At 62.2% G+C, this 20,776-nt stretch carries 17 protein-coding genes; 9 read left to right on the plus strand and 8 right to left on the minus strand.

Annotated features, from left to right (window positions below; all coding sequences use genetic code 11):
- Positions 1-51 precede the first annotated feature (51 nt).
- Both F1609_RS07415 and F1609_RS07420 read left to right on the plus strand, forming a co-directional pair.
- On the plus strand, positions 52-741 hold the full coding sequence (locus F1609_RS07415) for a COG1470 family protein (RefSeq protein ID WP_167075844.1): 690 nt from the start codon (positions 52-54) through the stop codon (positions 739-741).
- Positions 734-1,777 (plus strand): polyprenyl synthetase family protein, encoded by a 1,044-nt coding sequence (locus F1609_RS07420; protein ID WP_196785409.1) that lies wholly within the window; start codon positions 734-736, stop codon positions 1,775-1,777. The genes F1609_RS07415 and F1609_RS07420 overlap by 8 nt, the downstream gene beginning before the upstream one ends.
- Here the strand turns inward: F1609_RS07420 and F1609_RS07425 are convergent.
- A complete protein-coding gene (locus F1609_RS07425) occupies positions 1,753-3,282 on the minus strand; it encodes an NAD(P)/FAD-dependent oxidoreductase (protein ID WP_167075845.1) in 1,530 nt (509 codons plus the stop codon). The two genes, F1609_RS07420 and F1609_RS07425, sit on opposite strands and share 25 nt — an antisense overlap.
- Positions 3,283-3,374: 92 nt before the next feature.
- On the opposite strand from F1609_RS07425, the gene F1609_RS07430 reads away from it, so the two are divergent.
- The gene (locus F1609_RS07430) at positions 3,375-3,803 is read left to right on the plus strand and encodes a type II TA system antitoxin MqsA family protein (protein WP_196785410.1); all 429 of its coding nucleotides are present in this window, start codon (positions 3,375-3,377) and stop codon (positions 3,801-3,803) included.
- The gene (locus F1609_RS07435) at positions 3,796-3,966 is read left to right on the plus strand and encodes a helix-turn-helix domain-containing protein (protein WP_267876773.1); all 171 of its coding nucleotides are present in this window, start codon (positions 3,796-3,798) and stop codon (positions 3,964-3,966) included. Before F1609_RS07430 ends, F1609_RS07435 begins: the two co-directional genes overlap by 8 nt.
- A 235-nt stretch (positions 3,967-4,201) precedes the next feature.
- On the opposite strand, the gene F1609_RS07440 is transcribed toward F1609_RS07435, so the two are convergent.
- From F1609_RS07440 to F1609_RS07470, 7 genes are all read right to left on the minus strand, one after another.
- The gene (locus F1609_RS07440; protein ID WP_167075847.1) at positions 4,202-6,820 is read right to left on the minus strand and encodes a TonB-dependent receptor; all 2,619 of its coding nucleotides are present in this window, start codon (positions 6,818-6,820) and stop codon (positions 4,202-4,204) included.
- Between the two features lie 194 nt (positions 6,821-7,014).
- Complete coding sequence (locus tag F1609_RS07445; RefSeq protein ID WP_167075848.1) at positions 7,015-7,476, minus strand: hypothetical protein; 462 nt, start codon at positions 7,474-7,476, stop codon at positions 7,015-7,017.
- A gap of 128 nt (positions 7,477-7,604) precedes the next feature.
- Positions 7,605-8,810 (minus strand): hypothetical protein, encoded by a 1,206-nt coding sequence (locus F1609_RS07450; protein ID WP_167075849.1) that lies wholly within the window; start codon positions 8,808-8,810, stop codon positions 7,605-7,607.
- Between the two features lie 272 nt (positions 8,811-9,082).
- Positions 9,083-9,304: a hypothetical protein gene (locus F1609_RS07455; protein WP_167075850.1), complete on the minus strand. Its 222-nt coding sequence runs from the start codon at positions 9,302-9,304 to the stop codon at positions 9,083-9,085.
- Between the two features lie 71 nt (positions 9,305-9,375).
- Entirely contained in the window at positions 9,376-10,047 is a 672-nt protein-coding gene (locus F1609_RS07460; RefSeq protein ID WP_167075851.1) for a YkgJ family cysteine cluster protein, read from the minus strand.
- A 146-nt stretch (positions 10,048-10,193) separates the two neighbouring features.
- Complete coding sequence (locus tag F1609_RS07465; RefSeq protein ID WP_167075852.1) at positions 10,194-10,586, minus strand: hypothetical protein; 393 nt, start codon at positions 10,584-10,586, stop codon at positions 10,194-10,196.
- Between the two features lie 552 nt (positions 10,587-11,138).
- On the minus strand, positions 11,139-13,931 hold the full coding sequence (locus tag F1609_RS07470; RefSeq protein WP_196785411.1) for a TonB-dependent receptor: 2,793 nt from the start codon (positions 13,929-13,931) through the stop codon (positions 11,139-11,141).
- Positions 13,932-14,339: 408 nt separating this feature from the next.
- On the opposite strand from F1609_RS07470, the gene F1609_RS07475 reads away from it, so the two are divergent.
- The 5 genes from F1609_RS07475 (at position 14,340) to F1609_RS07495 (ending at position 20,189) form a co-directional block, all read left to right on the plus strand.
- A complete protein-coding gene (locus F1609_RS07475; RefSeq protein WP_167075853.1) occupies positions 14,340-15,278 on the plus strand; it encodes an ABC transporter permease in 939 nt (312 codons plus the stop codon).
- Positions 15,275-16,303, plus strand: coding sequence for an ABC transporter permease (locus F1609_RS07480; protein ID WP_167075854.1), 1,029 nt, complete (start codon positions 15,275-15,277; stop codon positions 16,301-16,303). Before F1609_RS07475 ends, F1609_RS07480 begins: the two co-directional genes overlap by 4 nt.
- Before the next feature lie 9 nt (positions 16,304-16,312).
- On the plus strand, positions 16,313-17,977 hold the full coding sequence (locus F1609_RS07485; RefSeq protein WP_167075855.1) for an ABC transporter ATP-binding protein: 1,665 nt from the start codon (positions 16,313-16,315) through the stop codon (positions 17,975-17,977).
- A gap of 82 nt (positions 17,978-18,059) precedes the next feature.
- Complete coding sequence (locus F1609_RS07490; protein WP_167075856.1) at positions 18,060-19,007, plus strand: VTT domain-containing protein; 948 nt, start codon at positions 18,060-18,062, stop codon at positions 19,005-19,007.
- Positions 19,008-19,166: 159 nt separating this feature from the next.
- Positions 19,167-20,189, plus strand: coding sequence for a glucokinase (locus tag F1609_RS07495; RefSeq protein ID WP_167075857.1), 1,023 nt, complete (start codon positions 19,167-19,169; stop codon positions 20,187-20,189).
- Positions 20,190-20,776: the final 587 nt, after the last annotated feature.

Raw genomic sequence — 20,776 nt, forward strand, 5'->3', positions numbered from 1 at the left:
CCGGGTCTCCGCCTTTCCAACCGTAATCGTCACGCCAAGGAGCTGTGAGCAATGCCAAGCAATGAAAGCGACAACATCAGCATGAGCCGGGCCGAGCTCGATTACCTGATCCGCATGGCCGGCAAGACGTCGCGCATCGTGCAGCAGGCCGCCTCGACCCTGGAAGAAGAAATCGCGCTCGGGGTGGCGGCCGCCAAACGGGTCGAAATGCGTTTCGTGGACGTGGAAAAACTGCGCGCCGGCGACCCCGCCGACGTGATGCAGCGCTTTCGCCGCGACGCGCACGAGGTGGTCGACATCCTGCTCGACATGGTGGTCCTGGCCAGCAATTCGCTCGGTGCGCTGTCGGAGCGGGTAGTCACGGTGCGCCCCGGCGGCGCGGCGGCGCCGAAGCAGGGCGGCGACGCCACCGCGTCCTTAAAGATGCCGCAGCCGATCGCGCCGGGCAGCTCGCTCAGCGTGCCGATGACCCTGGAAAACGCGGCCGATGTCCCGACCGGGTTGTTTCGTTTCCACTGCGCCGACCTGCTCAGCGAAAGCGGCGCCCGCCTGACGGCGGCGCAGATCGCCTTCGTGCCGGAGCAGCTGTTCATCGCGGCGCGCTCGGCGGCGACGGTGCAAATCACGGTGACGGTGCCGCCGGATTGCGCGCCCGGCACCTATTCCGGGCTGCTGCTGGCCAGCGCGCTGGAACAGGTGCGCGCCGTGCTCACCGTGCAGGTCGAGTCGCCCGGTGAGTGAGGCGGACGGGCGTTCCCGTTTTGTCGAGGCCAGCCTGGCGCGCTACAAGGAGCTCACCATGGCGCGTCTGCTGGAATACCTGCCCAGCAAGGAGCCGCGGCGCTATCTGTACGACCTGCTGCCGGTGTATCCGCTGCGCTCGGGCAAGGGCCTGCGGCCGGCGCTGTGCATCGCCGCCTGCTGCGCCTTCGGCGGCGAGGTGCGCCGGGTGCTCGAATCGGCGGTCGCCATCGAGCTCTATCACAACGCCTTCCTGATCCACGACGACATCGAAGACGGCAGCGAAAGCCGGCGCGGCCAGCCGACCCTGCAGGCCGACCAGGGCCTGGCGGTCGCGCTCAACGTGGGCGACGCCATGCAGGTGCTGTGCATCCGCCTGCTGCTCAACAACCTGGCGATCGTCGGCCCGCAACTGACCTGGCGCATCGTCAACGAAATCGAGCACATGGTGTGCCAGACGGTCGAAGGCCAGGCGCTGGAACTGGGCTGGGTGCGCGACAACGTGGCCGAGCTGAGCGAGGAAGACTACCTGCGCATGGTGCTCAAGAAAACCTGCTGGTACACCTGCATGCACCCGCTGCGCATCGGCGCCCTGGTCGCGACCGGCGGCGCGCTGCCGCTCGAGCGCTTCGACCGCTTCGGCTACTACATGGGCGCGGCGTTCCAGATCCAGGACGACATCCTCAACCTCGATGCCGACGAAGGCAAGTACGGCAAGGAAATCAACGGCGACATCTGGGAGGGCAAGCGCACCCTGATGCTGATCCACACGGTGGGCCATTGCGAGGAGGCGGAAAAACAGCGCATCCGGGCCTTCCTGGCGCTTCCCCGCGGGGCGCGCCAGCAAGCCGAGGTCGACTGGGTGCGCGCCACGATGGACAAGTACGGCGGCATTGCCCATGCGCGCAGCTGCGCGCGCCAGTTGGCCGGCGCGGCCCTGCATGAATTCGAGCAAGTCTTCGGCGCGCTGCCCGACTCCGAGCACAAGCGCTTCCTGCACCAAGTGGTGCTTTACATGATTGAGCGCGATCTGTAATCGAGCGCGGCGGGAGCCGGCGGCGCGGCCTGCGCGCCCGGTTGCAGCAGCGCCCCGGCCACGCCGCCGCCCAGTTCCAGCGCGCTGCCGGCCACGCCCAGGCCCCAGTCGAGCGCGGCGCGCGGATTGGCCGCCATCGACAGCGCCACCCCGGCCGCCGCCGTGCCTGTTTGCAAGCCCAGACGCACGCAATGGGCACGCCCGCGCAGCAGGTGGCGCGCCCCCATCCCGGCCAGCGACAGCAGCGCCTGCAAGGCGGTCTTGCGCAGGATGTCGGCGCCCATCACGCGGCGCGCCGGCACCAGCCCGGCCAGCACGCCGCCGGTGACATCGGCGTAGGCGGGGTCGCTGCGGGCGCGCGCCACGATGATGCGCAGCGCGTCGAGCCAGACCGGGGTCAGGTGGCGGTTGCGGATCAGCTGCACGATCAGGCGCGCCAGCGCCATGTCGAAGCGCAGCTCGCGTTCGACCCGCTGCGCGTAGGGCAGCAGGCTGGCGTGCGTAAAATCGTTGCGCGCGCGCGCCGCGAGCAGGGTTTCGGCGGCCCAGCGTCCGCTCAGCATGGCGTACTGGATGCCCTCGCCGTTGAGCGGGTTGATCAGGCCGGCGGCGTCGCCCGCCAGCAGCACCCGTTCGCCCACGCAGGGCAGGGCCGGATCGTAGGTGCTCAAAGGCCAGCCGGTCACCGGGCCGCGCAGTTGCGCGTCGCCGAGGCGCGCGCGCAGGGCCGGGTCGCTGGAGATCAGGCGCACCATCAGCTGGCGCAGGTGTTCCTCGTTGCGCGGCAAGGTCGCGCGCACCATGCCGATGCCGACATTGGCCGAGCTGGGGCCGGTCGGGAACAGCCAGTAATAGCCGGGAAAGGTATCGTCCGAAAAATACAGGTCGCAGCGGTTGCCGGTGTCCGGCAAGCCGTCCATGTAGGCGCGCATGGCGATGATGCGGTTGCGGTCCGGCACCGTGTGCCCGCGCAGCAGGCGGGCCACCACGGAACTGCTGCCGTCGGCGCCGATCAGCGCTTGCGCGCGCAGGGTGGCCGGCCCGGCCGGGCCGTTGACCGCGACGCTGACGCCGCCGGCGCCGCTGGCGAAGCCCTGCACCCGGGTGTTTTCCAGCACCCGGGCGCCGGCCGCGCGCGCCCGTTCGAGGATCCACTGGTCGAGTTCCTTGCGCGCGATGACCCGGCCATGCGCCGGCATGCCCGCCACGCGCGGGATGGGATGGGTGATCAGGTGGCGCCCGTTCAGGTACAGCGCGGCCTCGTGGATGATGTTGGTGTGGCGGTAGCCGGGCAGGCCGGAAATGCCGAGGCGGTCGAGTTCGAGCAGGGCGGCCGGGCCGACGAAGTCGCCGCAGACTTTATCGCGCGGGAATTGCTGGTGGTCGAGCAGGAGGACCGAGAAGCCGGCGTCGGCCAGATGGGCGGCCGCGGCGGCGCCGGCCGGGCCGGCGCCCGCGATGATCACGTCGCCATCGCGCGCGGCGGCAATTTTCAGAGTCAGCATGGCGGGGAAGGTCTGGACAGGGAATTGTCCAGTATCCACGCCCCGGACAAGCGCATTGCTGATGTAACGCAAGGAGCGCGTAAAAAGCGCCGATGGCGGGATTTATCACGGTGATAAAATATGTCGCAATGTGCTCACTGTCAGGCAACCTGACTTTTTCGCTGCCGGGAGCCATCGCGAGGATGACCGCCATGCCGATAACGCTGACCTGCCGCGCCTGCAAGGACGGCAAGCTGCACGAGATCGTATCTCGACGCGAATTTTTCCCGAACAAAAAGATGGTCAGCGTTGAGCTGCGGCACGTGCAATGCGATGCTTGCGGCGCCGTCGACACGCTGTCCGCGCAACACGCCGACAACTTGCGCAGGCTGGCGGCGCGCAAGGCCGAGTATGGCGAGCAGCTGATGGGCGAAGAGTACATCGCATTGCGCAAGCGCTACGGCCTGACCCAACGGCAGGCGTCGAAGATCTTCGGCAAAGGCCTGATTGCCTTTTCCCGCTACGAAAATGAGGATGTTTAGCATCAGGCGGCGACGGCTCTTGAAGGGAATTACCCTGGAGACCTTGGCCGAGCGGGCCGGAATCGGCAAGGCCACGCTGCAGCGGCTGGAAACGCGTGGCGACTGCACGTTTGAAAACTTTATCCGTACCGTGCTGGCGCTTGGCATGGCAAGCGAATTGTAGGAAATTTTCGTCTCGAAGACGGTGTCCATCGCGCAAATGGAACGTGAGGCTGAACTCGCGACGCGCATGCGGGCTCCCCGCAAGTCGGTGTCAAAGAGGCCTGGATGCAAACACTGACGTTACGACGTGATGCATGGTATGACAGGATCAAGCTTGCCCGGCCGTGCCAGCGGCCAGGCGAAAAAAAACCGCCGGACTGTGCATCCGGCGGTTTTTTCACATCAGCCCGGGACGCTTAAAACGCGTAGCTGGCGCGCAGGTACACCGCGCGGCCGATCGGGTCGCTGAAGCGCGGATCGTAGCCCTTCTGGAACAGGGTGCCCTGGTTCGAGAACGGCGGCTGTTCGTCCAGCAGGTTCTTCAGGCCGGCGGTCAGGGTCAGGCCCTGGACGCCGCTGTAGCTGCCCGACAGGTTCAGCAGGCTGTAGGCTTCGACCTTGTGCTTGAACTCGTCGGCCACCTGGTTCTGGTCCTGATACGAGGACTTGAACGATTGCGACAGGTTCACGCCCCAAGGACCGTTGCTCCAGTTCAGCGCTGCCGTGTGCTGCCAGCGGAACACCGGCGCCATGTCGGCGTAGCGGCCCACGTTGTGGATGAACTCGCCATTGCGCTCGTTCTGGTAGTCGTACTTGTGCACGTAGGTACCGTCCATGGTCACGGTGAAGTTGCCGACGCTGGTGCGCGGCAGGCGCAGGGTCATGCTCAGGTCGACGCCGTCGGTCTTGACTTCGCCAAGGTTGTTGAGGAAGTTTTCGATCGCGTTCGGCGAGCCGTCCGGATTACGCAGGAACAGCGCCTTGTACTTCTCGTAGTTGCCGTAGATGCTTTGCTCCGGCAGGGCGGCGATCTTGTCCTTCAACTGGATGTTCCAGTAGTCGGCCGCAATCGTCACGCTCGGGATCGGCTCGATCACCGCGCCGAAGGAGAACGACTTCGATTTCTCCGGCTTCAGGTTGATATTGCCGCCCTGCAGCTTGTACTGTTGCAGGTCGCAGTCACGCAGCGGATTCGAGCCTGGCTGCGGCTTGCCGCCAGGGCACAGGATCGGATCGTTGTAGCTGTCGTTGGTATCGTTGCGCGACGGCGGACCGTTCTTTTCGAACAGGGTCGGGGCACGGAAACCGGTGCTGGCCGAACCGCGCACCAGCACTTGCGGGGTCGGCTGGTAGCGCAGGCCGACTTTCGGGTTGGTGGTGTTGCCGACGTCGCTGTAGCGGTCGTAGCGCGCCGCCAGCTGCACTTCCAGTTCCTTGGTGAACGGCAGGTTCAGCTCGGTAAACACGGCCTGGATATTGCGCGAACCGGTTTTCGACAGCGAACCCGACAAGCCCGAGCTCGACGCCTGCGAGGCGATCGCGCGGTTGACGTTGAATTCGGCCGTCTCGCGCCGGATCTCGGTGCCGACCGCGACCGCCATCTGGCCGCCGCCCATGGCCATGATGTCGCGGCTGGCCTTGAAATCGAAGGCGGTGTTTTTCACTTCGGCGCTCTGCACGCGGCCGCGCAGGGCGGTGCTGTCCAGATAGGCCTTGCCGGCCGCGTCCTGCAGCGCGAACGGGTTGAGGATGCCATTGGCAACGCCGGCCGCGAACGAGGCGTCGGCCACGTAGCCGCCCACGAAGTCTTCGCTCGACTTGGAGATCGAGTGCGCGATGCCGCCCTTGTAATCCCAGCCCGCCAGCAAGCCTTCCATGCCGAACACCACGCGGTCGGCCTTGCCTTGCGAATCGATGGTGCGCTGGCCCGCTTCCAGCGGACGCCAGTTGACCGACAACGGTCCGCCCGACACGCCGCTCTTCGGATAGTACTTGCTGGTGTTCGGCAGGATCAGGCCGGTTTGCGGCGGCGGCGCGGTGCGCGAGGTGACGTCGTTTTGCGAATGCAAAAATTCCAGGCTGGCCAGGTGGTCGGCGCCCAGCTTCATGCTGCCGCGCGCGAACAGGGCCACTTGTTCCTGGTCGGGCATGCTGTCGATCTGGCGCGTGTAATCCTGGCGGCAGATGCCGGCCGCGTTCGGTACCGAGAACGGTGGATTGCAACCGGTGGCCCAGCCCGGATTGCCGGACTTGTCGGCGCCGGCATCGTAGAAGTTGGCCGGGAAGGTGGTGCCGGACGTGAGGTTCAGGCCGCGGCTAGGAACGATCCCGGTTTTCGAGAATTCGCGCTCCTGCGAACCGATCGAGGTCTGCTTGTGCCAGTCGACCACGCCGAAGACGTTGAAGCCGTCCTTGTCCAGGTTGCCGAAGCCGCTGGACAGGTTGACGCGTTTTTCGTCGCCGCCGTCCTTGCGTGGGCGCACCAGTTCGCCGGTGATGGTGGTGGTCGTGACCGAGCGCTTGGTGATGAAGTTGATCACGCCGCCGATGGCGTCGGTGCCGTAGATGGCCGAGGCGCCGTCGCGCAGCACTTCGACCCGGTCGAGGGCGGACAGGGGAATCATGTTCAGGTCGACGCTGGAGCTGTCGTACGGGTGGTTGGCGAGGCGCCGGCCGTTGAGCAGCACCAGGGTCTTGTCGCCGCCCAGGCCGCGCAAGTCGGCGCTGGCCTGGCCGCCGGTCGGCAGGCCGCTGCTGTTGCCGCCAACGACGTTGCCGCTGCCCATGGTGCTCTGGTTCGATGGAATGCGCGACAGCGCTTCCTGGGCCGTGGTCAATCCCTGCTTGATGAACTCGTCGGCCTTGATGATCGACAGCGGGTTGGCGGTTTCGCTTTGAATGCGTTTGATCGACGATCCGGTGATCTCGACACGCTGCATCGGCTGGCCGTCCTGGGCGAAGGCCGCGCCTGCAAAGCCGCCGCCGGCTGCAAACATCGCGCCCAACGACAGGGATAATACGGTTGGCTTCATCATGCTGTTCAACTCCATCCAAAAGTGAGAGGGGACTATAGAATCATCAGGGGCAGCGGGTGTCAATCGTGCAAGTTTGCGTTTGATCGAAATACAACGAAAATGGCTAAATTGTTTAGCTTGATTGCAAAGTAAGCTTCCAGTCAGCAAGTGTGTTCACACATGCATTATTTGCTGCCGTCTATTGAACGCGTGGGTCAGGGAAAGGGCATGTCCAGGGAGTCTTCGGATGCAATGATCAGCCCGGGCTGGCATAGGTATTTCACCAAGGCCGGATCGCGGCGCAGAATCAGTGCGGCGAGCTCCACGGTGGCACCTGCCTGGCCATGGCTAGCGATCTCGCTCGGTGCCAGCGGGATTTGCCACATTACCCCGTCGCCTTCCCAGGGAACGTCGTCGGCCTCGACCGGCGCCAGCCGCTCCGGATGGCCCGCCGGGCAGCGCAGGGCCACGCTGAGGGCGGGGCGGCCGCTGGCCCGGTCGCGCACGGTTACCAGCATCTGCGCATCCATTGCCAGATTCGGATACCAAGCGGCGATGTAGTCGCCAAAGGGTGCATCGTCGATCCATATATTTCCGCTGGATAGGCCTACCCAGCCCTGGTACCAGGCGCAGTCGTCGGTTACTTGCCAGAGCACATCGCCGAGAGTGACATTCATGGGGCTCCGTTGGCCGTGTGAAAAAGGGCGATGCCTGCGCACCGCCCGTTATGCAATGACTTGCGTGTTTTGGAGTGAACGCGTGATTAGCTCCCTAGTCGCGCCTTACTATTCTGGTAAGCGCCTTATTATTTTGCCTCTCGGAACTTACTCAGAGCCTCAACAAGGGCGCTCACCTCTGTCATATTAAAAGGCGCGCTGACAGTGTGCTCTTGCACGCCGTTCCCAAAATATTTCTTTATCAATTCTTCCCTGATTGTGTCTTTTTTATCTTTTTCCATCAGTTCAATAAACGGCCCAAGGGCCGCGAGTTCTATTTGAGTTTGACGGGCGCGGTCGGCAGTGGTGCGATGACGAGCAGATTCCCGTGCAAGATACCAGCCCGGCAAGGTAATTGTGATGGTGGCTCCGATCCGAAACAAGACCGTTATCATGGTTTCCGCGGACGGTGCGTGTCCAATCCATTTTTCGAGCAATCCTAGTGCCATGGTCACGCCAAGTGAAAAAAACACAATCGCGGCAATTCGAAACCGATTCGCTTGAGTTGTTTCCTTATCAGCCGCGTTTTCATAACTACCAGTCACCCCTTTGGTTCCAAAAGAGCTATACAATTTCGCCGCGTTGGTTTCGTATTCTTTAAGAACTTCAGAAAAACGTTCTGCATCATCTTTGGCTGTCTCTTGTAATTTCGACGCATCTACTAGCCGGGCTTGCATTGCTTCGTCATGCTCTTTTTTACGGTCACGTTCTGCGTCGTGGTACTGACTCTGTAACTCCGCCACTTGAGCTGATGCTTGTGACCGAAGGCTTGCCGCGTCTTCATCCATCTTTTTTATCTTACTCAGGAGATGGTTAGCGCTTTCTGCTTGGACTTCCAACATTTCTTTGGTTTTTGCATGTTGACGCGATAAGTCTTCCATGCTTTTTTTCGCCAAGTCACGATGTTCCGATAGCATTTTATTATATACCGCGCCTGCCGTTTCTTCGGGCGGTCGAGCGAAAGTCCACATTAAAGGCTGTATATTTTGTGAAACGACTATAACCGCAGATACCAATTGGTCGAGCTGACGAGTAGTTGTGAAAGCCTCAAATCGCGCGAGCACTTCATTTAGCTGATGCGCAATTTGATTCAATCCCACTAAGCTGATCAATTCTGGAGGGTTGGCTGACAAATGACTTTCGATTACACGACGCATGGCAAAAATTTGCGTAATATAAGTTTTTGCATCTGGCAATTCGATCAATGCTTCGCGAAGCGCATTTGTGGCCGGCAGAGTATTCATCAGTGAGATTGCCGCATGAATTGGGTGACTAGTGAATTCTTCTGGTGTCATAGGATCTTCAAACGGAGGGTGGGGTGGGCGAATGGCATTATTCTATATTGAAAATCGCCTTACGCCAAAGCACTGCAGAATTTTCCTCACTATTTTGACTGTGCCGTCGTGAACGTGTGATTAGTTCCCTAGTCACCATCACGCGGTTCCTTTTTTCGCCGAATAGCGCTCCAATAAAGAAGGCCCCAATTTGAAAGTCGGAACCTTTTTTACTTAATGCATTCTTTTCCATAACTCGGGGTGGAACATAAGAATATTTTCCGGTGAACTGATCACTTGGCGGCGAGCACCGCGACCGTCGTTGCCCACGGCTTTCCATCATGACCAGGGACGTCCTCCTGACCAACATGCAGGAGAGTGCAACCATGCTCTGTTAAATAGTGGTTGACGGCAGCGGCAAAATCCATTGTTCCGTCGATCGAGTGCGAGCAGAAGCTGCAACCGCTCAATTCGTTAGAACTTACTCGGGCGACTGCAGTAGTCTTATTGTCCATGCGCTGGTCCATTGTGGGTACTGGCGGCCGGCCAGCTGCGGGCGCCTCACGGCGCGTGATTTTCCTTGGGCTCAGTAACTGTCCGGTAAGGCCTGGAATACGGTGTCACCGCTGAACCAGCGGTCTTCCGCTTTCTCATCCGTAAGTGCAACCCAAAGCGCTTGACCCAACTCGTGGCTGTCGTTTGGAAATTTGGCTTGCCCGTATCCCTCATTGGCTCCAACTACTATCGCAGCAATATTAGAAACCATCTGTTCATCTTCCGGAGCATCCGTACCAGGTCTACGGCAAGCCTCGACATCAAGTGAATTTAGCTTTCGACACATGCTGGGGCGAATATCATAGACGGAGCAGCGGCCATCCTTGAGCAGGGCGCACGGCCTGTCGTATCTTCCCATGTTGAGCCCGTTGGCATACGATGCCTGCGCGGATATCTTTTTAAGCTGGATTTCGAAATCCTGTTTTGGTTGTTTCCGCAACTCGCGAGCTATTAGAAATACTTCAGGCGGTACAACTTCCACTCGGAGCGAACAACAGAAGTTACAGCCTGACGTACAATCAAATTGTAGACCCCGCTCCTTGGCCCGGACCACTTGTGTATCAACTTGACTATACAGGTTACGTACTAGATTGATTGCAAATGTCTTATTGCGAGTCATACGCAGTTGCTGGCGATATTTTTTTGCTTGTGACTCTCTAGTGCTATTCAGTCTGTCGCGTTCGTCGTCGGTCAAATCAAACATATTTTCCTCGAACTATTCTGGGAAGTGCCGTACCCCAGTTGCCCTCATCCACAATGCTGACCAGCGATTAGCCGGTTGCTTGTCACTTTTCGTTTGCGCCTGTCGTAGCCTAGCTGTTTTTAGCATATTTTCCTCTCAGGATCACCTTACTTGGGTCTGGGCCGGTTGTGGAGTGCTTTCACGCCACCTAATTCTTGTACGAGCTGGGCCGCTCCAAACGCCACAGTGAACAACGGCTTGTCAGAGCAAAACTTGTCGAGATACGCATTGATGGTGGGAAAGTCGGGCACGTCAACTTCCAGTTTTCGGGCTCTATCGGTCTGGTAGTAGTTGTATGAGGCAATAAACGACGCAACCCACTGTTCGTAGAGCACAACCATGGTCGAGTTTTCGCGTCTAGCCTCGATCCACTTACCGCAACCGTGTTGCCCCACACCTCTAATTTGCCAAACTTCCCCCTCATTTGCTCGAGCGGTCATAGTTGAAAAAACCGATATTGCAACGACAAGGACATGGAGGAACAACCGGGTGGCTTTCATAGTTTTACGATCTTCAGCGGGCCGTGGCCCAGGTGTTATAGCAGTTCTTGAGATACTGTTGGGGCGCTGGCATCGGATGTGAATTGCCTGGCTTTGTTTTGCGCTCATGACCGCGATACGCCTTCTGAATCCGCTCCCAATCCTTTGGGTACAACTCTATGAACTTTTCGGCAAACTCATCTTGAGAGAAGCCAGGCGCAAGCGCCGCCGCGACTGCTGCGACCTTCTCGTCTTTTTCAAAATTACGCTCATGGTCGTTTTTCTAAAAGGTGGGCGTCCCCAAGTGTACGACTGTTTACCTGATTGCAACCATTCTTACAGGGTAACGCGACGAAATATTTGTGAACGCGTGATTACAGCCCTAATCACGCGTTGCAAACGCCGGCGACGCGCGTACTTCGGCACTGCGCCGGATAACCGGCAGCGCCGCACACGATGCGCGATCTTACTTCGCCAAAAGTGACATTCTGGGGAGGGATGCGCTTGTAGCGGAAACGAAAAAGGGCGATGCCTGCGCACCGCCCCCGGTCATGCGTTCGCTACACGTTCAGACTAGAACTGGTAACGCGCGCCCGCCTTGAAGTAGCGGCCGATAGCGCCGGACGCGTCCATCGGGTTGTAGCTCATGCCGCCGTAGGTCAGTGGATCGAGCGGTGCGACCTTGTCGAACAGGTTGTTGACCGAACCGAACAGCTGGAAGTTCTTCGACAGGTTGTAGCGCACCGACAGGTCGGTCGCGGTGAACGAGGCCAGGGTGCATTCCGGGTTCGGGGCCAGGGCGCCGTTGGCGAACTTGGAGGCGCACAGGTCGCCTTCGAACTGCACGTTCTTCATCTTCGAACGGTAGTTGGTGGTCAAGGTCAGGTTCAGGTCGTTCCAGTCCCAGCCCGCCACGAAGCTGATCTTCTGCTTCGGCGTACCGGCGCAGTTGGAGGTGTCGCAGTTGCCGTGGGTGCCGGCGTACTGGTACTTGACGGTGGCCGACTCGGCCCGGATCCACGAATCGATGTAGGTCCAGGTCAGGCCCAGGTTGGCGCGGCCGTAGTCGCCGAGGCGGAACTTCTGCTTGATGTCGACGTCGACGCCCTTGATTTCGGTGAAGCTCGAATTGCGGTAAGGCGCATTCGAAATCAGGATGGTGCCGGTGTTCGGAATGGCCACGCCGCCGACCACCAGGTTGTTGTCGGCGCGCACCGCGGTCGGCAGGGCCGCCGCTTCGTTGTACGGCAGCGGATTGATCTCGTCGCTGCGCTTGATCTTCCACAGGTCGACCGACAGGCTGGTGTCGTTGAGCGGATCCCAGACCATGCCGAGCGTCATGCCCTTCGAGGTTTCCGGTTTCAGGGCCGGGTTGCCGACCTTGACCGCGGCCAGCGAGATCGAGCAATCGGTGGCGCTGCCGCCGCCGGCTGCCGGCGTGCCGCCAGGGCAACGGATTGGATCGCGCGTGGTGGCGGTGCCGGTCGAACGCGACGAGGCGCTCGCTTCAGCCGCGCCCGGTGCGCGGAAGCCTTCCGAGTAAGTGCCGCGCAGGGCGAAGCTCTTGACCGGGGTCCACTTGGCGCCGAATTTTGGCGTGGTCGAGGAGAAGTTGGTGTACTTGTCGTAACGCAGCGCGCCCGACAGTTCCACCGACTTGATGATCGGCGCGGCAACTTCGACGAACACGGCCGAGATTTTCTCTTCGCCCTTGGCCGCCACGTAGGACGAGTTGATGGAGCCGTCTTCGGTGCCCGAGAGCGATGGATTGTCGAGTTTTTCGCGGCGGTGTTCGGCGCCCACGGCCAGGCCCATGGCGCCGCCCGGCAGCTGGAACAGTTCGCGCGAGGCTTTGAAGTCAATCACGTCGAGCTTGGTGGTGGAATGCGAGGTGGCGGTGCGCACCATGGCCTGGTACAGCGAGGCCGGATTCTTGCCGGCCTGCTCACCGATGTAGTACGGGAAGTACTGGCTGGCCGGGTTGCCCAGCGCCGCCTGCACCACGCGCAGGTTCAGCATGTTGCTGTACAAGAGGTCGAGTTTCGATTCCGAATGCACGTAGGCGGTGTCGAAATCCCAGCCCATGGCCGCGCCCTTGGCGCCGATCACCAGGCGGTTGAATTCATTGTTGACCGAACGCTCGCTCGGGCCCACGTCAAAGGCCGAATAGCGCACGCGCACCGGCACGCCGTACGGGTTTTGCGGGTGGTTGGCGGCCAGTTGCATGGTCGTGCCCACGCCCGAACCCCAGTTGGTCACGCCGGTCGGATTGCCGGCCGATGGTGGACCGGCATAGGTACGCGTGATTTCGCCCGGAACCAGGGTGAACGAGGTGTCGCGCTTGGAGTAGCCGACTTCGCCGTAGACTTGCAGGTCGTCGTTGATCTTCTTGCTCACGCGCGAGTACAGGTTCAGGCCGTCGACCTGCGGCTGCATCGAGCGGAACTGGTCGTGGTGCCACAGGCAGCCGCCTTGCGGATCGCTGTTCTTGGTTTGCGACAGGGCCGCGCAGCCCGGCAGCGACACATAGGTGTTGTTGGCCGGGTTGCGGATCGAGCCGGTCGGGCTGGCGCCGGTGTTGTTGCTGCCCGCCAGGTAGCCGGAAGCGAACTGGGTATCCATCGCGTAGCCGTACGGGCGCAGGTCGCCATGGCCGATCCAGCCGCGCTCGGCGCGGTCTTTGTTTTTCAATTCGTTGTTGGTGTAGTACTCGGCGTTGACCAGCACGTTGTAGCCGTCGGCTTCCAGGTTGCCCTTGCCCCAGGTCAGCGAGCCCTTGGCCATTTCGCCGTCCTTGTATTTGGACTGGCCGATCGTGCCCTTGGCGATCAGGCCCGTGAAATCCTTGCGCAGGATGATGTTCACCACGCCGGCGATCGCGTCCGCGCCGTAGGTCGAGGAAGCGCCGTCTTTCAGCACTTCGATGCGCTCGACCGCTTCCATCGGGATGGTCGACAGGTCGGTGAAGCTCTTCTGGCCATCGTCGGCGCGCGCGAACGGCGCCATGCGGCGGCCGTTGAGCAGCACCAGGGTCGAGGTGGCGCCGAGGCCGCGCAGCGAGATCGCGGTCGAACCGGCGGCAAAACCGTTGCCGAAGCCGGTTGGCAGCGAACCGGCGCCATCGGCGGTCAGGGTCTGGAGGTATTCGGCGACCGTGCCCTTGCCGGACTTGGCCATGTCTTGCGCGGTGATGACCTGGACCGGGGAAGCAGTTTCGGCGGTAGCACGTTTGATGCTCGAGCCGGTGACTTCGACCCGTTGGATCGGTGCCGACGGGTCTTGCGCCATGGCCGGTGCGGCCAGGGTGAATGCTGCCGAAGCGAGCGCCACAGAGACGGCGTGCGCCATTACGGTTTTTCTAAACATGTGTAACTCCAGAGGGTATCAATGTTAAAAACTTCTATATCTGCATGCATATTTCGCTTTCCGCCCGCTTCCCAGCACAGGCTTGCTGAGATGGGCGCAATATGCATGGTGTCTCTCGTTTTCTTGTGAAATAGTTGGTGAGAACATTTTCCAAGCGCACACATCTCAACACTGGAATGTCGGACTGTCAATGTACACGCGGTACGCTTTGGCAGCGAAACAACAGTTTCCCGACGCTACAAATTTGCACTTGAATTTGTCTCCGTTGTCTGCCGTCAACAAAGATTATTTTCGGCATGACAGCGCCGGCATGCTGCGCCGGGTGCCCCGCGCCGGGCCAAAATGCGCTATCGTCATGGCCTGCCGAACAACCCGCCACGCCGACCAGGAAGGATCCCGCCGCACCTCATGCTTGCCTACATCCTGCGCCGCCTGTGGCAGATGCTGCCCACCATGGCCGGCGTCGTGCTGCTGGTGTTTATACTGTTTAACTGGATTGGCGGCGATCCGGCGTATCTGCTCGCCGGCAAGATGTCCGATGCCGCCGACATCGAGAACATCCGGCGCCAGCTCGGCACCGACCAGCCGATGCATGTGCAGCTGTGGATCTTCGTCAAGCAGATCCTCACCGTCGATTTCGGCAACGCCTGGAGCACGGGCGAACCGGTCGCGCGCATCATCGCCAGCCGGCTGGGGCCGTCGCTGACCGTGCTGATTCCCCTGACCGTGCTCGACACCACGATCGGCATCGCGCTGGCGCTGGCCGTGGCCTTCGTGCGCGGCTCGCTGACCGACCGCGCGGTCATGCTGGCCTGCACGGTCGGCATGTCGGTCAGTATTCTGGTGTACATCATCGCCTTCCAGTACGGGCTGGCCTACAAGCTCGGGCTGTTTCCGGTGCAGGGCTGGGGCAGCGCTCCGGGCGAGAACCTGCTGCGCTATGCGGCACTGCCGGTGCTGATCGGGCTGGCGGTGTCGATCGCGCCGACCCTGCGCCTGTACCGCAGTTTCGTGCTCGACGAAGTGCAGCAGGATTACGTGCGCACGGCGCGCGCGAAAGGCTTGCCCGAACGCCGCATCATGTGGGTGCACGTGCTGCGCAATGCCGCCATTCCGATCATCACGCACGTGATGGCGAACCTGCCGGCGCTGTTGATCGGCGCGTTCTTGCTGGAACGCTTTTTCGGCATTCCCGGGATCGGGCGCGAAGTGATTCTGGCGGTCGAGCGCAGCGATTTTCCGGTGATCAAAGCCATTACCGTGTACGTGGCGGCCGCCACTATGGTGTTCAACCTGCTGGCCGACCTGCTGTACCAGGCGGTCGATCCGCGCGTGCGGCTCGCATGATGACGGCCGCGAATTTGCACCCCGCCCCGGCGGGCCTGTGGACCCTGGCCCTGCGCCGCCTGCGCGCCGACCGCGTGGCGATGGCGGCGCTGGCGGTGGTGGCGCTGTTCCTGGCGCTGCTGGTCTTGTCCGGCACCGGCCTGGTCGCCGCCGGCTGGGAGAAAGAGGTGGCCGTCACCTACGCGCCGCCATCGTTCATCGGCGCCGATACGCCGATGGGCGAGGGCGCCGGCGCGGCGCGCAGCGGGCCGCCGCCCGCGAATGCCTTCGATCCGCTGGCCGGCGACATCGCCGCCATCATCGACGCCCAGGGCGAGGCGATCACCGCGCCGCCGCCGCCGCGCCTGGCCACCTTGCCGTTCGGCGCCGACAAATGGGGCCACGACGTCCTGCTCAAGACCATCAAGGGCGGCGAAACCTCGATCGTGGTCGGGCTGGCGGCGGCATTCATCGCGGTGGCGCTGGGGACCTTGTTCGGCGCCTTGTCCGGCTACTTCGGCGGCGTGGTCGACGACCTGTTCAACTGGTTCTACAGCGTGTTCACCTCGATCCCGTCGATCCTGATGATCCTCGCGGTGGCGGCCGTGCTGCAGCACAAGGGCGTGGCGACCATCGTGCTCATTCTCGGGCTGACCGGCTGGACCGGGCCGTACCGCCTGATCCGCGCCGAATACATGAAGCACAAGGGGCGCGAATACGTGCTGGCGGCCGACGCCATTGGCGCCTCGCACTGGCGCAAGATGTTCTCGCATATTTTCCCCAACGTCAGCCATGTGGCGCTGGTGCAGCTGTCGATCCTGGCGGTCGGTTTCATCAAGGCCGAAGTGATTTTGAGTTTTCTCGGCTTCGGCGTGCCGGTCGGCGTGGTCTCGTGGGGCAGCATGCTGAACGAAGCGCAGAACGAACTGATCCTCGGTAAATGGTGGCAGCTCAGCGCCGCCGCCAGCGCCATGGCGCTGCTGGTGACGGCATTCTCGCTGTTCACCGATGCGCTGCGCGATGCGCTCGATCCGAAACTCAAGTAGAAGGCTTGCATGCTGCTTCAAGTAGACAATTTGCGCATTGCCTTTCGCCTCGACAAGCACAGCACGGTCGAGGCGGTGCGCGGCGTGACGTTTTCGGTGCCGCGCAATGCCACCGTGGCGCTGGTGGGCGAGTCCGGCAGCGGCAAGTCGGTCAGCTCGCTGGCGGTGATGGGCTTGCTGGTGCCGGAGACCAGCATCATCGACCCGGCCTCGCGCATCGTGTTCGATGGGGTCGAGCTGCTGGCCTTGGCGCGCGCCGAGCGGCGCCGCCTGTGCGGCAAGCGGATCGCGATGATCTTCCAGGAGCCGATGTCGTCGCTCAATCCGGTGCTCACGGTCGGCTACCAGATCGGCGAAGTGCTGCGCCTGCACATGGGCATGACTGCGCGGCAGGCGAGGGCGCGCACCCTGGCGCTGCTGGACGACGTCGGCATGCCGGACCCGGCGCGCAAGATCGACGCCTACCCCGGCCAGCTGTCGGGCGGGCAGCAGCAGCGCGTGATGATCGCCATGGCGATTGCCTGCGAGCCGGCGCTCTTGATCGCCGACGAGCCGACCACCGCGCTCGACGTCACCATCCAGAAGCAGATCATGGCGCTGATTGCCAGGTTGCAGAAGGAGCGCGCCATGTCGGTGCTGTTCATCACGCACGACCTGGGGCTGGTCAGCGAGATCGCCGATCAGGTGATCGTGATGCGCCATGGCGAAGTGCGCGAGCAGGGCCTGGTGCGCCAGGTGCTCGACCATCCGGCGGACGCGTACACCCGTGCCTTGCTGCACTGCCGCCCGCGCCTGGACCAGCGTCCGCTGCGCCTGCCGGTGCTGGAAGATTATCTCGACGGGCGCGAGCCGGCCGCCGGCGCCCAGCGCGTGCGCGGCTACGCGGCCGGGGACGAGGAGGTGCTGGTGGTGCGCAAGCTGAGCAAGAGTTTTTATGCGCGCGAGGGGCTGTTCGGCAAGCGCGAAATGCGCGCCGTGAGCGACGTCTCGTTTACGCTCGCGCGCGGCAAGACGCTGGGCGTGGTGGGTGAATCGGGCTCGGGCAAGACCACGGTCGGACTGACCTTGCTGCGCCTGCATCAAGCGAGCGGCGGTACGGCGATATTCGACGGCAAAGACCTGATCGGCATGGCGGCGCGCGATTTCCTGCCCTATAAACGGCGCATCCAGATCGTGTTCCAGAACCCGTACGCCTCGCTCAATCCGCGTTTTACGGTGGGGCAGATCCTGCTCGAACCAATGCGCATCCACCGCATCGGCGCGACGGATGGCGAACGTACCGCCATGGCGCTGCAACTGCTGGGCAAGGTGGGACTGCCGGCGCACGCCATGCGGCGCTATCCGCACGAGTTTTCGGGCGGGCAGCGCCAGCGCATCGCCATTGCCCGCTGCCTGACCATGCGGCCCGAGATCCTGGTGTGCGACGAATCGGTGTCGGCGCTGGACGTGTCGGTGCAGGCGCAGGTGCTCAACCTGCTGCAGGACTTGCAGGACGAATATCGCATGAGCTACATCTTCATTTCGCACGACCTCTCGGTGGTCAAGTACATGGCCGACCGGGTGATGGTGATGCGCGCCGGCGAGGTGGTCGAGATGGCTGACTCGGACGAGCTGTACCGCAATCCGCGGCATCCCTACACCCAGGCCCTGCTGGCGGCGATTCCGCGCACCTGAACCCGGCGGCGGTGCCACAGCCCCGGGCCGCAATACCACCTTTGGGGGAGAGCCGCGCCGCGTTTTCGGATAAGATAGCGGCATGCCCAATCTTATCGAATTGCTTCAGCTCTACGGTGTGCTCATCGTGTTTGCCATCGTGCTGGTCGAACAAATCGGTATGCCGATTCCCGCCTTCCCGATCCTGATCGTGGCTGGCGCGCTGTCCGTGGGCGGCGAAATCAGCTGGGGCGTGTGCCTGGCCGTGGCCATCGGCGCCTGCCTGATCAGCGACGTCATCTGGTTCAACGCCGGCCGCTACTACGGCAAGCGCATCCTGCGGCTGCTGTGCAAGATCTCGCTCTCGCCCGACTACTGCGTCAGCCAGACCGAAGACCGCTTCAAGCGCTTCGGCCCCAAATCGCTGATGGTCGCCAAGTTCATTCCCGGCTTTAACATCATCGCCTCGCCCATGTCGGGTGCGCTCGGCGTGAGCACGCCGCGCTTCCTGGCCTTCAGCATGACCGGCAGCCTGCTCTGGAGCGGCACCGGGATCGCCATCGGCGCCCTGTTCCATAAGAGCGTCGACAAGGTCCTGGTCATGCTCGAAAGCATGGGTAGCACCGCCCTGATGGTCCTGCTGACCTTGCTGGGGCTGTTCATTCTGTACAAATACGTCGAGCGGCGCCGTTTCCGCCAAGGGATGCAGATCGAGCGCATCAGCATGAGCGACCTGGCGCAGTTGATCCACGGCGGCCAGCAGCCGATCATGGTCGACGCCCGCAGCATCACCGCCCAGCAGCTCGAACAAGCCGTGCCCGGCGCGCTGATCTACAACGCCTCCGCGCGCGAGAGCTTCATGGCCCTGCTCGACAAGGAGCGCCACATCGTCGTCTATTGCAGCTGCCCCAACGACGTGACGGCCGCGCAGGTTGCCCGGGAGCTCATCGCGCTCGGCTATCACCGGGCGCGGCCCCTGCATGGCGGGCTGGACGCATGGAATGCCCATCATGCCGGCGATGCCGGGCAGCGCAGCGTCCACATCGGCTGACCGGCCCTGTCACAGCGCGTACCTATACTACGCCCGGGCTAGCCGAAAGTCGCCCTGCGGCCAGAATTCGTGCCGTATATGTACTAAAACTACAAAGAAAGCTTGCACCGTCGGTATGTGATCCATTAAGCTTGGCGAGTCCATAGAACAATCGCCACCATGACCGACCACGCCACCGCGCCTCACCCTGCTGCCTCGCCATCCCCTTATGTTGACGGTCCGCGCCTGCTGGCCGACATTGGCGGCACCAACGCCCGCTTTGCGCTGGAGACCGCTCCCGGCCAGGTCGGCCGGATCGACGTGCTGCCGTGCGCCAACTACCCGACCCTGGCCGATGCCCTGCGCGCCTACCTGGGTTCGCCCAAGGTGGTGGCGGCCGGGGTGGACGGCTTGCGCCACGCCGCGCTGGCGATTGCCAATCCGATCACGGGCGACCTGGTGCGCATGACCAACCATCACTGGGAATTCTCGATTGCCGCCTTGCGCCTTGAGTGCGGGTTCGACACGCTGGAAGTGGTCAACGACTTTACCGCGCTGGCGCGCGCCTTGCCCCACCTGGCTGACAAGAAACAGCAGGTCGGCGGCGGCGTGGCGCGTGCCGGGACGCCGCTGGGGCTGGTTGGCGCCGGCACCGGGCTCGGGGTATCGGGGCTGATTCCCGCGGGCGACAGCTGGACCGCCTTGCTCAGCGAAGGCGGTCACGTGACGTTTTCGCCGGCCAGCGAGACCGAAGTGGCGATCTTGCAATTTGCGTGGCGCCAGTACGAGCACGTATCGGCGGAACGGCTGTTATCGGGCGACGGCATCGAGCTGATCTACCGGGCGCTGGCGCATCACACGGGGCAGGAAGCGCAGGAACTGGACGCCCCCGAAATCTCGCGGCGCGCGCTGGCGGGGGAATGTGCGTTGTGCGACCAGGCGATCGAAGCGTTCTGCGGCATGCTCGGCACGGTGGCGGGCAATCTCGCGGTCACGCTCGGGGCGCAGGGCGGTATCTATATAGGTGGCGGGATCGTGCCGCGTCTGGGCGAGCGCTTTGCGCGCTCATGCTTCCGTAGCCGCTTCGAGCAGAAAGGGCGCTTCGTGCAGTACCTGTCGCAAGTGCCGACGTTTGTCATTACAGCCGACTATCCCGCCTTCCTCGGCGTCTCCGCCATCCTTTCCGAAAAGCTCGGCCGCTAAATAGTTGTAAAACCGGGGACAGACCCCGGTTTTACAACTATTTTCAGAATAATTGCAAAACCGGGGTCTGTCCCTAATGGCGTTAACTTAGGCTCCGTCATTCCCGCGAAGGCGGGAATGACGGAGCTAAGTTTTGTGGCCCAAAGCGCTTAACTTAACGGCATTAGGGTCTGTCCCCGGTTTTGCAATTAGTTGCAGCTTGGAGCTCAGCCCTCTCGGCAGAGCGCATTTGCAGGGGATTCTGACGCGGGGACTTGTCCTTTTTGCGCTTTTATCGGGTACAATGGCCTGTGTTGGAGCAAACGATGTCGATCGTTCGTGTAGTGCGCGCCCGGAGCTTGGCCTCCATGCCGCTGCGACGAACCAGCGTTTCTCTTGAAAATCAACGGTTTAGCCTCGCCAGGTATGCAGGCAACCGTGTGGCAGGGTTCGCATCTCGCCACCTGTAACATTCCCGCCCAGCGCGCTTCGTCGCAGGCGACGGATTCCAGTTTCAACGTGTTTGCATGCTGTCGGCGTCATTTTGTGATGCGCGCTGCCATGCGTTGAATGGTATTTGGTTGTTTTTTCTCTGCAGATCTAATTGC

The organism is Massilia aquatica (assembly GCF_011682045.1).
Taxonomy (GTDB): Bacteria; Pseudomonadota; Gammaproteobacteria; order Burkholderiales; family Burkholderiaceae_D; genus Telluria_A; species Telluria_A aquatica.